Origin of the sequence: Escherichia sp. R1 (assembly GCF_003000935.1) — a bacterium.
Lineage (GTDB): Bacteria > Pseudomonadota > Gammaproteobacteria > Enterobacterales > Enterobacteriaceae > Escherichia > Escherichia coli.
This window is the reverse complement of record NZ_PSRU01000007.1, coordinates 87140-102761: the sequence shown is the minus strand read 5'-3', so window position 1 is coordinate 102761 and position 15622 is coordinate 87140. Positions and strand designations below refer to the sequence as shown.

Below are 15622 nucleotides of genomic sequence, written 5' to 3'. Positions count from 1 at the left end.
CGCCCCTCACCCATCACGCCACCCCAATCTCCATCCCATCAAACCCCGCCTCAAACCCCGACGGCAGTGCGTTTTCCATCAGCCACGCATCAAACTGGTGGTTGATATGGGTCAGAATCACCCGTGGCGAGCGGATAACCTGATTCAGCGCAAGCACGGTATTTAAATCACAGTGATTACGCGGTGCATCCTCGCGCGGCGGGTGGCTGCAATCAATCACCATTACCTGCGGCTGATTATTGCGTAAAAATTTCAGCGTTTTTTCCGGCAAGCCAGCGGTGTCAGACAGCCACGCCACCCGGCTGTGTGCCGTTTCCAGCAGATAACCGAAGGTCAGTTTTGAGTGGTTGAGCGGCAGGGGCGTGACCTGTAACCCCTGTAAATCAAACACCACAAACGGTTCCATCGTGTGGCTGAAATCAAGCAGGCCCGGATGTTTAAACAGATCGTCGCAGCCCTGTTCATCCGGCGGGCCGTAGACCGGGATCTGATCGCCCACGCCCCAGCGCAGCGGAAACAGCCCCTGGACGTGATCCATATGATAATGCGTCAGCAAAAACTGCTGGAACGATCCTGGCGACCAGCGATCGGCGAGATCGTGCAGCCCGGCGTCGATCAGGGTGATTGCGTCGTTAAACTTTACTACGCCGCTGCATGGCTGGCGGCGATACTGCGGCGAGCGTCGTGCTCTGGCGCAGGCCGCGCACTCGCAGCCCCATGCCGGAACGCCCTGTGCGCCGCCGGTGCCGGTGAGCGTGAGGGTCAGGCTCATGTTACAGCGCCTTGGTGAAGCGGAAGTGGCTCTGCTCGTAGCCTTCGCGCAGATAGAAACGGTGCGCGTCGTGGCGCTTGACGTTGGTGGAAAGCTCGGTCATTTCTGCCCCGGCCTGGCGGGCTTCTTCTTCTGCCCATGCCAGTAATTTACTGCCGATGTTCAGACCGCGCGCCTGCGGCATCACCACCAGTTCCTGAATTTCGCCGATCCAGTTGACATGATGCAGATGAAACTGCAAATGCAGGCCGATCATGCCGACAACCTCGCCATCCAACAGCGCCAGATGGTAGCGCATATTCGGGTCACGCAGGTTGGCGTTAAAGCCCACGCGAAACGCCTGGTGGTCAAACTCCGCTTGTTTTAGCTCACAAATCAGCGCGTAAACCGCGTCGGTGTCGTACTGCGTTGCCGGGCGAAGTTCACAAGCAGGCATGGTGTTTCTCCTTCTGATGAATCAGCGACAGCAGCGTGTCGACCGACTGGCGCAGGCTGCCGTCATTATTGAGTGTATGGCAATCCTGAGGAGTATAGCGGGCGGCGCGCGCCAGCCGGGCATTAATTTCACTGGCGTTTTCGCGGCCACGGTTTTCCAGGCGCTGGCGCAGGATCTCCGGCGAAACCTGTAAACAGATGGGCAGCAGCGCCGATTGATAACGCGCCCGCGCCTGCGGCAGGTGGGCGCGTGAGCCGTTGACCACCACGTCAAATCCAGCGTGCAGCCAGAGGTCGATCTCGACGCCGACGCCATAATACAGACCGTTAGCGTGCCAGCTTAAGGCCAGAAGGTTCTGCCCCGCGCGGGTAAAAAACTCCTGCTCGCTCAGGGCGATATGGTTTTCACTTCCGGCGCTGGCGGCGCGCGTGATGTAGCGATGCGCTACCAGTAGCTGAGTTTGTTCCCGCTGGCGGAGTTCCGTCAACAGACTGTCTTTTCCGGAGCCAGAGGCCCCCATTAACCAAATCAGTTTTCCCGTCATCAGAACACCCTTTTACCCTGACGCCAGACGTGGTCGATATGAATGTGGTTGCCCTTGCGATGCGCCAGCACCAGGTCGGCGCGTTTGCCCTCGCCAATCACCCCGCGATCCTGAAGATTAAGCGCCTGCGCCGGATTTTTAGTCACCAGCTTCACCGCCTGCGGCAGCGTAAAGCGGTTGCTCTCGTCATCGGCGACGCGAAATGCCGCATCGAGCAGGCTGGCGGGGTAGTAGTCGGAAGAGAGGATATCCAGCAGGCCAAGCTGCGCCAGTTCACTGGCCGCCACGTTGCCGGAGTGCGAACCGCCGCGCACGATATTCGGCGCGCCCATCAGCACGTTCATGCCATGCTTGCGCGAGGCTTCTGCCGCTTCGAACGTGGTGGGAAATTCGGCGATCACGCTGCCAAGCTGATGGGATTGGGCTACGTGGGCGTGCGTGGCGTCATCGTGGCTGGCGAGCGCAATGTGTCGCGCGCGGCACATTGCGGCGATAGTTTCGCGATTCGGCTGTGACCAGCGTGCGGCGAGCGCCAGTTGCTCCTCTTCGTACTGTTGCATCTGCGCATCGGTGAGCGAGTATTTGCCCTGATAATATTCACGATATTTTTCGCGGTTGGCGAACTGGCGCTGGCCCGGTGAGTGATCCATCAGCGACACCAGCGTTACCGGTTCGCGCTGTACCAGTTTTTCAAACAGCGGCAGCGTGGTGTGATGCGGCAGTTCGCAGCGTAGGTGCAGACGGTGCTCGGCACGGTTGACGCCGCGTTTCTGCGTCTCTTCGATGGCGTTGATCATCTTCTCCAGATTCTCCAGCCGATCGCCGCCGTCGCGTACATCACCAATCGCCACGGCGTCCAGCACGGTGGTGATGCCGCTCGCCACCATCAGCGCGTCGTGGCTGCTCATCGCCGAGTGGGCAGGCCAGTCAACTTTCGGGCGCGGGGTGAAGAATTTATCCAGATTATCGGTATGCAGCTCAATCAGCCCCGGTAGCAGCCAGCCGCCTTCGCCGTCCATTGCTTCTGACAGGTGACTCTGGCTTTCGGCAAAGGCGCGGATTTCGCCGTCCTGCATCTCCAGAGAACCGTGTACCACCTCGTTTTCCAGCACCAGTTTGACGTTATTGATAATCATGAAGAGACTCCCATTGGGTGCAGGCGGTCGGCGACTTGCTCGCGCACGGTTTCGTCATGGAAGATACCGACGATGGCCGCGCCGCGGGCTTTGGCTTCGCGGATCAGTTCCACTACGGCGGCGCTGTTTTTAGCGTCCAGCGAGGCGGTAGGTTCGTCGAGCAGCAGAATGGGGTAGTCGACGATAAAGCCACGGGCGATGTTGACACGCTGCTGTTCGCCACCGGAGAAGGTCGATGGCGCGAGGTGCCACAGGCGTTCAGGCACGTTCAGGCGGGTGAGGAGACGCGCGGCTTTAGCGGCGCAGGCTTCACGCGGTACGCCGGTATCGAGCAGCGGCTGCATCACCACTTCCAGTGCCGAAATACGTGGGATGACGCGCAGAAACTGGCTTACCCAGCCGACAGTGGTTTTGCGGATCTCCACCACTTTGCGCGCTGGCGCGGTGACCAGGTCGACCCATTCATCACCGTGTTTGATCTGGATTTGCCCTTCGTCGGGTAGATAGTTGGCATACAGCGAGCGTAGCAGAGTTGATTTTCCACTGCCGGAATGGCCGTGGAGTACCACGCATTCGCCGGCGTTGACGGTGAGTGAGGCGCCTTGTAATACAGGCAGGCGCACGCCGTTTTGCTGGTGCAGGATGAAGGTTTTACTGACGTTTTGTACGTTAATCATTTTTCGCCTCGTGGTTCGGGTGTCGGATGCGACGCTGATGCGTCTTATCCGACCTACGGGGAGCGCATTTGTAGGCCGGATAAGGCGTTTACGCCGCATCCGGCATCAGCTCAATTCTGCAAAACCGATGACACCAGCAACTGGGTATATGGATGGTGAGGGTCGTCGAGCACGCGGTCGGTTAACCCACTCTCCACCACTTGCCCCTGTTTCATCACCAGCAAACGGTCCGCCAGCAGGCGGGCGACGCCCAGATCGTGGGTAACAATCACTACCGCCAGGTTCAGCTCCACCACCAGACCGCGCAGCAGATCGAGCAGGCGCGCCTGTACCGATACATCCAGCCCGCCGGTTGGCTCGTCCATAAACACCAGCTTCGGATGCGTCACCAGGTTGCGGGCAATCTGCAAACGCTGCTGCATACCGCCGGAAAAGGTGGTCGGCAGGTCGTCGATCCGGTTGGCGGGAATCTCCACCTCTTCCAGCCACTTCTGCGCGGTGGCACGAATATCGCCGTAATGACGCGCCCCGGTTGCCATCAACCGTTCGCCGATATTGCCGCCTGCCGACACCTGGCGGCGCAGGCCGTCAAGCGGATGCTGATGCACCACACCCCATTCGGTGCGCAGCAGGCGACGGCGGTCGGCCTCGCTCATCGCGTACAGCGAACGGTTCTCGTAGCGAATTTCCCCTTGCTGTGGTGTCAGGCGGGCGGAAATTGATTTCAGTAGCGTGGTCTTCCCGGAACCGGACTCCCCAACAATGCCCAGAACTTCTCCTGGCCATAAATCAAAAGAGACATCGCTGAAGCCTTTGCCCGGGGCATAAAGGTGGGTCAGGTTATTGACCGAAAGTAACGGTTGATTCATTGGCTTTTGGCCTCGTTCTGTTGGCGGCAATAATCGGTATCGGAGCAGACAAACATGCGTTTTCCGGCGTCATCCAGCACCACTTCATCAAGATAGCTGTGGGTCGATCCGCAGATGGCGCATGGTTCATCCCACTGCTGGACGGTGAACGGATGATCATCGAAATCGAGGCTTTCCACGCGGGTAAACGGTGGCACGGCATAGATGCGCTTCTCGCGCCCCGCGCCAAACAGTTGCAGGGCGGGCATCATGTCCATTTTCGGGTTATCGAATTTCGGGATCGGCGACGGGTCCATTACGTAGCGCCCGTTCACCTTCACCGGATAGGCGTAGGTGGTGGCGATATGACCGAAGCGGGCGATATCTTCATACAGTTTCACCTGCATCACGCCGTACTCCTCCAGCGCGTGCATGGTGCGCGTTTCCGTCTCACGCGGCTCAATAAAGCGCAGCGGTTCGGGGATCGGCACCTGGAAGATAACTATCTGATCTTCGGTCAGCGGCGTTTCGGGTATGCGGTGACGCGTCTGGATAAGTGTCGCATCGTCCGTGCGCTCGGTGGTGTTCACCCCGGTCACGCGCTTAAAGAAGTGACGAATCGACACGGCGTTGGTGGTGTCGTCTGCGCCCTGGTCAATCACCTTCAACACGTCGCTTTCGCCAATCACGCTGGCGGTGAGCTGAATGCCGCCGGTTCCCCAGCCGTAGGGCATCGGCATCTCGCGTCCGCCAAACGGCACCTGATAACCGGGGATTGCCACCGCTTTTAAGATGGCGCGGCGGATCATGCGTTTGGTCTGCTCGTCGAGGTAGGCAAAGTTGTAGCCGCTCAGATTAGCCATGGTTCTGCTCCTGTTGCAGACGTTTGAGTAGCTCCAGTTCGGCCTGGAAATCGACGTAGTGCGGGAGTTTGAGGTGCGAGACAAAGCCTGCGGCTTCGACGTTGTCGGCATGCGCCAGCACGAACTCTTCATCCTGCGCCGGGCCTGTCGCGTGCTCGCCGTACTCCGGGGCTTGTAGAGCGCGGTCAACCAGCGCCATCGCCATCGCCATCGCTTTGCGCTCGCTCATGCCGAACACCAGCCCGTAGCCGCGCGTGAAGTGCGGCGGCTCATCCGGCGGGTCGATAAAACCGTTGACCATTTCACATTCGGTCATCAGCAGTTCGCCGACGTTCACCGCAAATCCCAGCTCTTCCGGCACAATCGACACGTCGATATAGCCGCTGCGGATTTCGCCTGCGAACGGATGATTGCGTCCGTAACCACGCTGGGTGGAGTAGGCCAGCGCCAGCAAATAGCCTTCGTCGCCGCGCATTAATTGTTGCAGGCGGGAGGAGCGTGAGCAGGGGTAAACCGGCGGCGTGCGGGTGATGTCGTCCGGCTGTGCGCCGCTATCTTCTTCAAACTTCGCCAGCCCCTGACGCGCCAGCAGGCTGAAAACGTGCGGCGACGGCAGTTGTTCGCTGTCGGCTGTGGTCAGCGTCGGCGTTTCGCCGTTTGCCAGCAGGGTGAAATCGAGCAGGCGATGGGTGTAGTCGTAGGTGGGGCCAAGCAGTTGGTCGCCGGGAATGTCTTTATAAATTGCTGAAATACGCCGTTCGAGACGCATCCCGGTGGTGTCGAGCGGCTCACTGACCGCCAGCTTCGCCAGCGTGGTGCGGTAGGCGCGCAACAGGAAAATCGCTTCGACGTTATCGCCGCTGGCCTGTTTCAGCGCCAGCGCGGCCAGCTCGCGGTCGGCAATACCGCCTTCGGTCATCACGCGATCTACCGCGAGGTTAAGCTGCTGTTCAATCTGGGCGACGCTCAGTTCAGGCAAATCAGTATCGCCCCGGCGTCGGCTCTCTTGCAGGGCGTGGGCGGCGTCGATCGCCTTTTCGCCCCCTTTCACGGCAACGTACATCAGCACACCTCCACATGAGTGGTTCGCGGAATAGCCAGCAGGCGCTCGCCGCAGGTCAGGATCAGGTCGATGCCGAGCGGGAACGGGTGCGGGCGCTCGGTAAGTTCATGAAGAATGCACTTTGGCAGTTGCGGGGCGATCATCCGTTCTTCGGCAATACCTGCGCCGGTGAGGCGCAACATACGCCCGCCGCTCAGGCTGGTGACCTGTAAAATCAGCGTTGCGCCCGCTTCTGGTGCAACGGCAGTGCCGGTGGAAAGGGCGTTGAGCTGCTCGCTGGAGATCGCCTCATCTGTTACCGCGAAGGTCGCCTGTTCCGGCTGATTAACCAGCGACGCGTTGGTATGAAAACGCAGGCTCTGATTGACGATATCGTTGCTCAATGGCGCGGCAAGCCACACCGGCGTGTCGTTATCGGCCAGCGTCAGCAGCACGCTGGTGGTGGCGATATTCAGCGGCTGCCAGCCGCGCTTGAGCTGATGCAGGGCGACAATCACGCCCGGCTCGCTCATGGCCTTTAACAGGCGACGAAAACTGTGCTGGGCATCCTGCACGGGAAGCATAAAAGCGGTTTCCAGGGTCATGCGTTGTCTCCGCGAACCATCGTAAAGAAGTCGACCCGGCTGGCGTTCACTTCGGCCTGACGCGCGGCAATGCGTGCCATACGGTCAGCGTCCAGCGGGGCGATAAGGGTTTCTGATAAGTTTTGAAAGTGGCGGTTTTGCTGCATCAGCGCATCAATCAGCGCACAACGTTCGGCGTGCTGTTTGTCGCGCCCCAGCACCCAGCTATAGCCGAGCGTGCCGTCAGTCAGACGCACGGCGGCGCGGGTGAGCGTGGCGTCGCCAGCAAAAAAGCGTTCGCCGGTGCCGCCCATTCGCGCCTGAATCTGCACCAGGCCAGTTTCAGCGGCGCGGATCACCTCATAATCGGCGTTGATGTTCAGCGCGTTCAGGCGGGCTGCCAGTTCAGCCGGTTGGCTGTGCGCCAGCACGGACATCCAGTGCTGGCGGGTCGCGGTATCTGCGTGCATTCAGTGCTCCATAGTGAGTTCAATCATGTCGGCGCGCGTCAGGCTGACGGAGTACTCCGCCGGACTGTTTTCACCGTCACGGTGGTTAAGGGTGCGCACGCACAGCAGCGGCGACATATTCGGGATTTCAAGACGCTGGCACTCTTTGGCCTGGGCGCGGCGGGCGCTGATCCGCGTCTGGCTGCGGCGTAGCGTAATCCCCGTTTGCTCGCGCAGAAAATCGTGCAGCGAACCGCTGTCAAAGCATTGAAGCGTTGGCCAGAGCGTGAGATCTGCGAAGTAGTGGTCGATTAAACAGAGCGCAACGCCGTTGACCCGGCGCAGGGTGCGCAGGTGGATAACGTTCTCGCCCTCGGCGATCCCCAGCGCGTCAGCGACGTGACCGGAGGCGGGGCGCAGTACCGACAGCAGTTTTTCGCTGGTGGGATGGCTGCCCTGGTCCAGCAGGTTCTGGCTAAAACGCGCCTGGGCGTTGAGCGGGTAATCGAACGGGCGCATCAGCACCAGCACGCCGACGCCCTGACGGCGCTGTACCCAGCCTTTTTCCACCAGTTGGTCGATGGCGCGGCGCAGGGTGTGGCGGTTCACCTCAAAGCGCACCGCCAGTTGGTGTTCGGCGGGAAGATAATCGCCACAGCGGTAATGCTGACGAAGCTCCTGCTCAAGTTTTGCGGCTATCTCCTGATAGCGTGTTGGGTAGCTGGTCGGATGTGTAGACAAGTGCATAGCCATCAATGCCTCGCTAATCAGATAAAGTGCTTACGCAACCGTTGAGAGAGGAAATCCAGCAGGCTGACCGTGACGATAATCAGCACCATCAGGGCGCAGGTTTGCTGGAACTGGAAACCGCGAATCGCTTCCCACAGCGTGACGCCGATCCCGCCCGCGCCAACCATACCGACGACGGTCGCCGAGCGGACGTTGGATTCGAAGCGATAGAGGGAGTAGGAAATCAGCAGCGGCATGACCTGCGGTAGTACGCCGTAGAGGATCTCTTCCAGCTTGTTGGCTCCGGTAGCGCGAATGCCCTCCACCGGGCCGGGTTCAATCGCTTCTACCGCTTCGGAAAGCAGTTTGGAAAGTACGCCGGTGGTGTGGATAAACAGCGCCAGCACGCCAGCGAACGGGCCGAGGCCGACGGCGACCACGAACAGCATGGCGAAGACCATTTCGTTAATGGCGCGGCAGGCGTCCATCAGGCGGCGTACAGGTTGGTAGACCCACCACGGTACCAGGTTTTCAGCGCTCATCAGGCCGAAGGGGATGGAGAGAACCACCGCCAGCGCGGTGCCCCAGACGGCGATTTGCAGCGTGACGGCCATTTCGGTGAGGTAATCCTGCCACTGGCTGAAATCGGGCGGGAAGAAGTCGGCGGCGAACGTCGCCATGTTGCCGCCATCTTTAATCAGCGTAAGCGGGGCCATTTCCGCGCCCTGCCACGAGACGACCAGCACGGCGATAACAACGGCCCAGCTCAGAAGCGAGAACCAGCTGCGCTTGGGTGGGGCGATGGTGATGGTTTGCATGTTTGGCTCCGGTCTGTAGGCCGGATAAGGTGCTTGCACCGCATCCGGCATCAACGTCTGCACATTGTCGGATGCGACGCCGGGGCGTCTTATCCGACCTACGATTTACTGCACCGCTTTACTCACCGAACTCATTGCGCTTAACGCGTTGTTCAGGCGGTCCAAATCATCCAGTTGCGCCTGAATGGCGGTGGTTTTTGCCAGCTTGTCCTGTTCGTTCAGCCCTTTGTTGTCCTTCACGCTTTGCATCTCTTTAAACAGTGCGAGCTGGCGAATCGGCACCAGTTGCAAGTCGCTGGAGGCGCGGAACGGCGCCCAGCCCAGGCGCTCCAGCACCGCTTTCTCTTCCGGCGTTTTGCCGTAATTCATAAAGAAGTCGTAGATCTTGTCTTTAGTGGTTTCGGAAAGATTTTTGCGCCAGACGATCGGATCGCCAGGGATCAGCGGTGATTTCCAGATCACCTTCAGTTCTTTCAGCTTCTCCGGCGCGGAGGTTTTCAGCTTGTCGAGGTTTTCGGTGTTGTTGGTGGCGACATCCACTTGCTTGTTAGCGACGGCGAGGGCGTTGGTTTCATGCCCGGTGTTGACGGTGCGCTTAAAGTCGCTGGCGGAGATATTGTTTTTAGCGAAGACGTAGTAACCGGGGACGAGGAAGCCGGAGGTAGAGTTAGGATCGCCATTGCCGAAGGTGAGATATTTCCGCTTCGCCAGCAGATCGTTCAGGTTGTTGATCGGGCTATCTTTGTTGACGATCAACACGCTCCAGTAACCCGGCGATCCATCCGCCGCGACCGTCTGGGCGAAGACCTGACCGTTGGCGCGATCCACCGCTTCCATCGCCGACAGGTTGCCGTACCAGGCGATATCCACTTTATTGAAGCGCATCCCCTGGATAATGCCCGCGTAGTCCGGGGCAAAGAAGGCGTTGACCTTTACGCCCAGCTTCTTCTCCATATCCTGTAAGAACGGCGTCCATTGCGGTTTCAGGTTTTGCTGTGATTCCGTTGAAATAATGCCGAAATTCAGCGCCTTTTCCTGCTCTTCGGCGTATGCCGGATTTAACAGGGTGCTGAGGCTGAACATGCTGGTGAAGGCCAGCGAGGCAATTATCTTAGCGTTCATTCGTTTTCCTCAATGATGGGGATGTCAGGCAGCTTTCGCGTTCTCTTCGACGCGGTTAATGCTGCGGTAGAGATGGTCAAAACGTTCGTTATCAAACTGTTGGCTGCAGCCGTCGTAGAAGACGTGCCCCTGGCGCAGGGCGACGATGCGTTCGCAGTAGCGCAGGGCGTAATCCACCTGATGCAGCGTGACGACCACGGTAATGCCGTCGTTCTGGTTGATGTCGCGCAGGGTGTCCATCACGATGCGTGCCGATTCCGGGTCCAGCGAGGCGATGGGTTCGTCAGCGAGAATGACCTTCGCCTGCTGCATCAGCGCGCGGGCAATCGCCACACGCTGTTGCTGGCCGCCGGAGAGTGTGGAAACGCGTTGATGGGCAAAGTGCACCATGCCAACGCGGGTCAGCGCCTGTAACGCGCGCTGTTTCTGCTCGCGGGTGAAGTAGCTAAAACAGGTTCGCCAGAATGGCGTGCTGCCGAGCGCGCCAATCAGCACGTTCTCCAGTACGCTCAGGCGATTCACCAGGTTGAATTGTTGAAAGATGTAGCCGGTATGGGCGCGGCTTTTGCGGATATCGCGGGCCAGACGGCCTTCGCGCTGGACAGTGCGGCCCAGCAGCTCGATATGGCTACCGACAGATTTATCGCCGGTAATCAAACCGCTTAAGTGACGTAAAAGAGTGGATTTTCCGGAACCCGACGGCCCAAGCAGAGCCACCATTTCACCATGATGAATGTTCAGATCAACCGCGTGCAGCGCCTGATGCTGATTGAAGGTTTTGGCGAGCTTCTCGACACGGATAATCGTTTGCATGATGCAGCCTCCCTAAAAAAGTGGCTCCATCGTGGCGGATTATTGTGACGATTTGGTTAATTAAAAGTGACTAACAGATGAAGAGTTAACGGGAATTCGATGACAGTGCGGGAGGGCGGGCCTCCCGGCGGGTTATTGCGTTGGCTGTTGTTTGATGACATTAATCATCCACGGTACGCCAAATTTATCGGTGACTTTGCCAAAGCCATGCGCCCAGAACGTTTCCTGCCAGGCCATTTCGATTTTTCCGTTGGCGGCAAGGTTATCAAACCAGCGTTTTCCTTCTTCCACCTGTTGAGAATCGAGCACCAGCGTAAAGCCGGAGTAGCTGGCTTTTCCTGACGGTATAGCATCGCTCATCATGATGTCGCTTCCTGCAATGCGCACATTGGCGTGGGCGATGGCGGTATCGGGAAATTGCATTCCGGAAGGGCTGTTCTCGGCGCTGTCCTGCGTTGATTTTGGCATTTCGCCGAAGCTGATTTTATAGAGCAGTTCCGCGCCCAACGTACGTTGATAATAGGCAATCGCGTCGGAACAGTTACCGGCAAAAGAGAGGTAGGGACTTAACGGCATGATGGTGACCTCAGTTAAGAGAAGCCCGTTAAGTGTAGTTCGAAATTTATACAGATGAGAGGGAAGCCTGATAAGACGCGGTCAGCGTCGCATCAGGCAGTCGCCACCGTTGCCGGATGCGGCGCGAGCGCCTTATCCGGCCTACCGATCACAATACAATCAGTTCTTTTTCACAAACTCAGACTTCAGTTTCATCGGACCAAAACCGTCGATTTTGCAATCGATGTTATGGTCGCCTTCAACCAGGCGGATGTTTTTTACTTTGGTGCCAATTTTCAGCATCGAAGAGCTACCTTTCACTTTCAGATCTTTAATGATGGTAACGCTGTCGCCGTCAGCCAGCAGATTGCCGTTAGCATCTTTAACGATCAGCTCGTCGCTTTCCTGTGCAGGTTCTGCGTCGTTCCATTCGTAGGCACATTCCGGGCAGATGTACATGCCGTTATCTTCGTAGGTGTATTCGGAGTTGCATTTTGGGCAGTGTGGTAATGACATGTGGATTTCCTCAAAAGTCAGCAGGGCAAAAGCGCCAAAAAACGGCAGATTGCCGAAAAAGGCCGCAATTATACACAAAATCCCTGAGTTTGTCGGGGGTACTGCTGATTTTAGATGACGATCGTTTTCATTTGAAAGGAAACGCAAAAAGAAAATAATCGTTTTGCCTCCATTTATTATTTAAGATAAGGTTAATGCTCTACTCGTTCTTTTTTTAATTCACATGATGTTTTTATCTTTCTGACGTTTTAAACGTATTGGAAGATGTTATTTATTCTAATAAAAAACAACACGCTAAATATAAAATTATTTCTTGCAGTAATTATAAAAGCCGAAAACAGAACTCAAAAACAATCTGGCTAAATAAAAGTAATAAAATTTGCTTTAAGGAAAAATTTTCTATGTACACACAGACCCTGTATGAGTTAAGTCAGGAGGCTGAACGCCTGTTACAGCTTTCTCGCCAACAGTTGCAGTTACTGGAAAAAATGCCTCTCTCTGTACCCGGAGACGATGCGCCACAACTGGCTTTACCCTGGAGTCAGCCTAATATCGCCGAACGTCACGCGATGCTGAATAATGAGTTGCGTAAAATTTCCCGACTGGAAATGGTGCTGGCGATTGTCGGTACTATGAAAGCAGGGAAATCAACCACCATTAATGCCATTGTTGGTACGGAGGTTCTGCCTAATCGCAATCGCCCAATGACTGAGCTGCCGACGCTTATTCGCCATACGCCCGGGCAAAAAGAACCGGTACTGCATTTTTCACATGTCGCGCCAATCGACCATTTAATTCAACAATTACAACAGCGCCTGCGTGATTGCGATATTAAGCATCTGACCGATGTGCTGGAAATAGATAAAGATATGCGTGCGCTTATGCAGCGGATCGAAAATGGCATCGCTTTCGAAAAATATTATCTGGGTGCTCAACCTATTTTTCATTGTCTGAAAAGTTTGAATGATTTGGTGCGACTGGCGAAGGCGCTGGACGTCGATTTTCCTTTTTCTGCTTACGCCGCCATTGAGCATATTCCCGTGATTGAAGTGGAGTTTGTCCATCTGGCGGGGCTGGAGAGTTATCCCGGTCAGTTGACGTTACTGGATACCCCCGGGCCAAATGAAGCCGGGCAACCGCATCTGCAAAAAATGCTTAACCAGCAGCTGGCACGCGCCTCGGCGGTACTGGCGGTGCTGGATTATACGCAACTGAAATCGATCTCCGATGAAGAGGTCCGTGAGGCAATTTTGGCGGTGGGGCAATCGGTGCCGTTGTATGTGCTGGTCAATAAGTTCGATCAACAGGATCGTAACAGTGACGACGCTGACCAGGTGCGGGCACTGATTTCCGGAACGCTGATGAAAGGCTGTATTACGCCACAGCAGATATTTCCGGTGTCGTCGATGTGGGGCTACCTGGCGAATCGGGCGCGCCATGAGTTAGCCAACAACGGTAAGTTACCCGCGCCAGAGCAACAACGCTGGGTGGAAGATTTTGCCCATGCCGCGCTCGGCAGGCGCTGGCGTCATGCCGATCTGGCGGACCTCGAACATATTCGCCATGCTGCCGATCAGTTGTGGGAAGATTCGCTGTTCGCCCAGCCAATTCAGGCGTTGCTTCATGCCGCTTACGCTAACGCCTCGTTGTATGCTCTGCGATCTGCCGCGCATAAACTGTTGAATTACGCGCAGCAGGCGCGGGAATACCTGGATTTTCGTGCGCACGGGTTAAACGTCGCTTGTGAACAATTGCGGCAAAATATCCATCAGGTCGAAGAAAGTTTGCAGCTATTGCAACTCAATCAGGCGCAGGTGAGCGGCGAGATTAAACATGAAATCGAGTTGGCCCTGACCTCCGCCAACCACTTTCTGCGTCAACAGCAAGATGCGGTGAATGCGCAGTTAGCCGCGTTGTTTCAGGATAATTCGGAGTCGTTAAGTGAGATGCGTACCCGCTGTGAGACACTGTTACAGACGGCGCAGAACACCATCAGTCGCGACTTTACGCTGCGCTTTGCCGAGCTTGAGTCCACCCTTTGCCGGGTGTTAACCGATGTTATTCGCCCCATTGCGCAACAAGTCAAAATGGAATTGAGTGAGTCTGGGTTTCGTCCTGGGTTTCATTTTCCTGTTTTTCACGGCGTAGTTCCCCACTTCAACACCCGCCAGCTGTTCAGTGAAGTCATTTCGCGCCAGGAAGCAACGGACGAGCAGAGCACGCGTTTAGGCGTTGTGCGTGAGACTTTTTCGCGCTGGTTGAATCAGCCCGACTGGGGACGGGGAAATGAGAAATCTCCGACAGAGACGGTTGATTACAGTGTGTTGCAACGAGCATTAAGCGCAGAAGTCGATCTTTATTGCCAACAAATGGCTAAAGTTCTGGCAGAGCAGGTCGATGAATCTGTTACGGCAGGCATGAATACTTTTTTCGCTGAGTTCGCTTCATGTTTGACGGAATTACAGACGCGTTTACGCGAAAGTATGGCTCTGCGTCAACAAAATGAATCGGTGGTCAGGCTGATGCAACAGCAATTGCAGCAGACTGTGATGACTCACGGCTGGATTTACACCGACGCTCAGCTGTTACGCGATGATATTCAAACACTTTTCACGGCAGAACGATATTGACCAAGACGTTACTGGACGGCCCCGGTCGCGTGCTGGAGTCGGTTCATCCGCGCTTTTTAGTAGATCTGGCGCAGGGCGATGATGCCCGCCTTCCACAAGCCCATCAGCAGCAGTTTCGTGAACGACTGATGCAGGAACTTCTTGCGCGCGTGCAGCTTCAGACATGGACGAACGGCGGCATGTTAAATGCGCCGCTTAGTCTGCGTCTGACATTGGTGGAGAAACTGGCGTCGATGCTGGATCCCGGTCATCTGGCGCTGACGCAGATCGCGCAGCATCTGGCGCTGCTGCAAAAAATGGATCACCGCCAGCACTCTGCTTTCCCGGAGCTCCCCCAGCAAATTGTCGCCTTGTATGAGTGGTTTTCAGCCCGTTGTCGCTGGAAGGAAAAGGCGTTAACGCAACGAGGCCTATTGGTGCAGGCGGGTGAACAGAGCGAGCAAATTTTTACCCGCTGGCGTGCTGGGGCGTATAACGCCTGGTCGTTGCCTGGGCGCTGTTTTATCGTTCTGGAGGAGTTGCGCTGGGGTGCATTTGGCGATGCCTGCCGTCTGGGAAGCCCGCAAGCGGTGGCGTTGTTGCTGGGTGATTTGCGCGTGAAAGCGACACAACATTTGGCAGAGAGTATCAATGCGGCCCCGACCACGCGTCACTATTACCATCAGTGGTTTGCCTCTTCGACCGTTTCGACGGGCGGGGATCATGCTGATTTTTTAAGTTGGCTGGGAAAGTGGTCTACGGCAGATAAACAACCCGTTTGCTGGTCAGTGACCCAACGCTGGCGAACTGTCGCACTGGGGATGCCACGACTCTGTTCAGCGCAGCGTCTGGCGGGGGCAATGGTCGAGGAAATCTTCTCTGTAAATTTGGTGTAAATAATCAGTTACACCAATGAGTCCTAAACGAAATACATGTGTGAAGTTGATCACAAATTTAAACACTGGTAGGGTAAAAAGGTCATTAACTGCCCAATTCAGGCGTCAACTGGTTTGATTGTACATTCCTTAACCGGAGAGTGTAAGCAAACCCGCTACGCTTGTTACAGAGATTGCATCCTGCAATTCCCGCTCCCCTTTTGCGGCCGTCGC

At 56.5% G+C, this 15622-nt stretch carries 18 protein-coding genes; 2 read left to right on the top strand and 16 right to left on the bottom strand.

Annotated elements, in window-relative coordinates; all coding sequences use genetic code 11:
• Positions 1-13: 13 nt before the first annotated feature.
• The 16 genes from phnP to C4F37_RS10600 all read right to left on the bottom strand — a co-directional run bounded on the left by phnP (position 14) and on the right by C4F37_RS10600 (position 11904).
• A complete protein-coding gene (gene phnP / locus C4F37_RS10675) occupies positions 14-772 on the bottom strand; it encodes a phosphonate metabolism protein PhnP (RefSeq protein ID WP_000059909.1) in 759 nt (252 codons plus the stop codon).
• Position 773: 1 nt separating this feature from the next.
• The gene (gene phnO, locus C4F37_RS10670) at positions 774-1208 is read right to left on the bottom strand and encodes an aminoalkylphosphonate N-acetyltransferase (RefSeq protein ID WP_001110511.1); all 435 of its coding nucleotides are present in this window, start codon (positions 1206-1208) and stop codon (positions 774-776) included.
• Complete coding sequence (phnN, locus tag C4F37_RS10665; protein WP_001540453.1) at positions 1195-1752, bottom strand: ribose 1,5-bisphosphokinase; 558 nt, start codon at positions 1750-1752, stop codon at positions 1195-1197. The genes phnO and phnN overlap by 14 nt, the downstream gene beginning before the upstream one ends.
• A complete protein-coding gene (gene phnM / locus C4F37_RS10660) occupies positions 1752-2888 on the bottom strand; it encodes an alpha-D-ribose 1-methylphosphonate 5-triphosphate diphosphatase (RefSeq protein WP_001540454.1) in 1137 nt (378 codons plus the stop codon). Before phnM ends, phnN begins: the two co-directional genes overlap by 1 nt.
• A complete protein-coding gene (gene phnL / locus C4F37_RS10655; protein WP_000611411.1) occupies positions 2885-3565 on the bottom strand; it encodes a phosphonate C-P lyase system protein PhnL in 681 nt (226 codons plus the stop codon). The genes phnM and phnL overlap by 4 nt, the downstream gene beginning before the upstream one ends.
• A 110-nt stretch (positions 3566-3675) precedes the next feature.
• Entirely contained in the window at positions 3676-4434 is a 759-nt protein-coding gene (gene phnK, locus C4F37_RS10650) for a phosphonate C-P lyase system protein PhnK (protein ID WP_001075532.1), read from the bottom strand.
• Complete coding sequence (gene phnJ, locus C4F37_RS10645; protein ID WP_001540458.1) at positions 4431-5276, bottom strand: alpha-D-ribose 1-methylphosphonate 5-phosphate C-P-lyase PhnJ; 846 nt, start codon at positions 5274-5276, stop codon at positions 4431-4433. The genes phnK and phnJ overlap by 4 nt, the downstream gene beginning before the upstream one ends.
• On the bottom strand, positions 5269-6339 hold the full coding sequence (phnI, locus tag C4F37_RS10640) for an alpha-D-ribose 1-methylphosphonate 5-triphosphate synthase subunit PhnI (RefSeq protein WP_001774121.1): 1071 nt from the start codon (positions 6337-6339) through the stop codon (positions 5269-5271). The genes phnJ and phnI overlap by 8 nt, the downstream gene beginning before the upstream one ends.
• Positions 6339-6923, bottom strand: a complete 585-nt coding sequence (gene phnH / locus C4F37_RS10635; RefSeq protein ID WP_000171599.1) for a phosphonate C-P lyase system protein PhnH — start codon at positions 6921-6923, stop codon at positions 6339-6341. Before phnH ends, phnI begins: the two co-directional genes overlap by 1 nt.
• The gene (phnG, locus tag C4F37_RS10630; protein ID WP_000542778.1) at positions 6920-7372 is read right to left on the bottom strand and encodes a phosphonate C-P lyase system protein PhnG; all 453 of its coding nucleotides are present in this window, start codon (positions 7370-7372) and stop codon (positions 6920-6922) included. Before phnG ends, phnH begins: the two co-directional genes overlap by 4 nt.
• Positions 7373-8098 (bottom strand): phosphonate metabolism transcriptional regulator PhnF, encoded by a 726-nt coding sequence (gene phnF / locus C4F37_RS10625; RefSeq protein WP_024186866.1) that lies wholly within the window; start codon positions 8096-8098, stop codon positions 7373-7375.
• A 20-nt stretch (positions 8099-8118) separates the two neighbouring features.
• A complete protein-coding gene (phnE, locus tag C4F37_RS10620; protein WP_001296658.1) occupies positions 8119-8898 on the bottom strand; it encodes a phosphonate ABC transporter, permease protein PhnE in 780 nt (259 codons plus the stop codon).
• A 105-nt stretch (positions 8899-9003) separates the two neighbouring features.
• A complete protein-coding gene (gene phnD / locus C4F37_RS10615) occupies positions 9004-10020 on the bottom strand; it encodes a phosphonate ABC transporter substrate-binding protein (protein WP_001774122.1) in 1017 nt (338 codons plus the stop codon).
• Positions 10021-10044: 24 nt separating this feature from the next.
• Entirely contained in the window at positions 10045-10833 is a 789-nt protein-coding gene (gene phnC, locus C4F37_RS10610; protein ID WP_001193413.1) for a phosphonate ABC transporter ATP-binding protein, read from the bottom strand.
• Between the two features lie 132 nt (positions 10834-10965).
• Complete coding sequence (gene yjdN, locus C4F37_RS10605) at positions 10966-11409, bottom strand: VOC family metalloprotein YjdN (protein WP_001774123.1); 444 nt, start codon at positions 11407-11409, stop codon at positions 10966-10968.
• Between the two features lie 159 nt (positions 11410-11568).
• Entirely contained in the window at positions 11569-11904 is a 336-nt protein-coding gene (locus tag C4F37_RS10600; RefSeq protein ID WP_001300891.1) for a zinc ribbon domain-containing protein YjdM, read from the bottom strand.
• A 401-nt stretch (positions 11905-12305) separates the two neighbouring features.
• On the opposite strand from C4F37_RS10600, the gene crfC reads away from it, so the two are divergent.
• The gene (gene crfC / locus C4F37_RS10590; RefSeq protein WP_001540467.1) at positions 12306-14534 is read left to right on the top strand and encodes a clamp-binding protein CrfC; all 2229 of its coding nucleotides are present in this window, start codon (positions 12306-12308) and stop codon (positions 14532-14534) included.
• Complete coding sequence (locus tag C4F37_RS10585; protein WP_000169155.1) at positions 14531-15409, top strand: YjcZ-like family protein; 879 nt, start codon at positions 14531-14533, stop codon at positions 15407-15409. The genes crfC and C4F37_RS10585 overlap by 4 nt, the downstream gene beginning before the upstream one ends.
• The last annotated feature ends 213 nt before the right edge of the window (positions 15410-15622 follow it).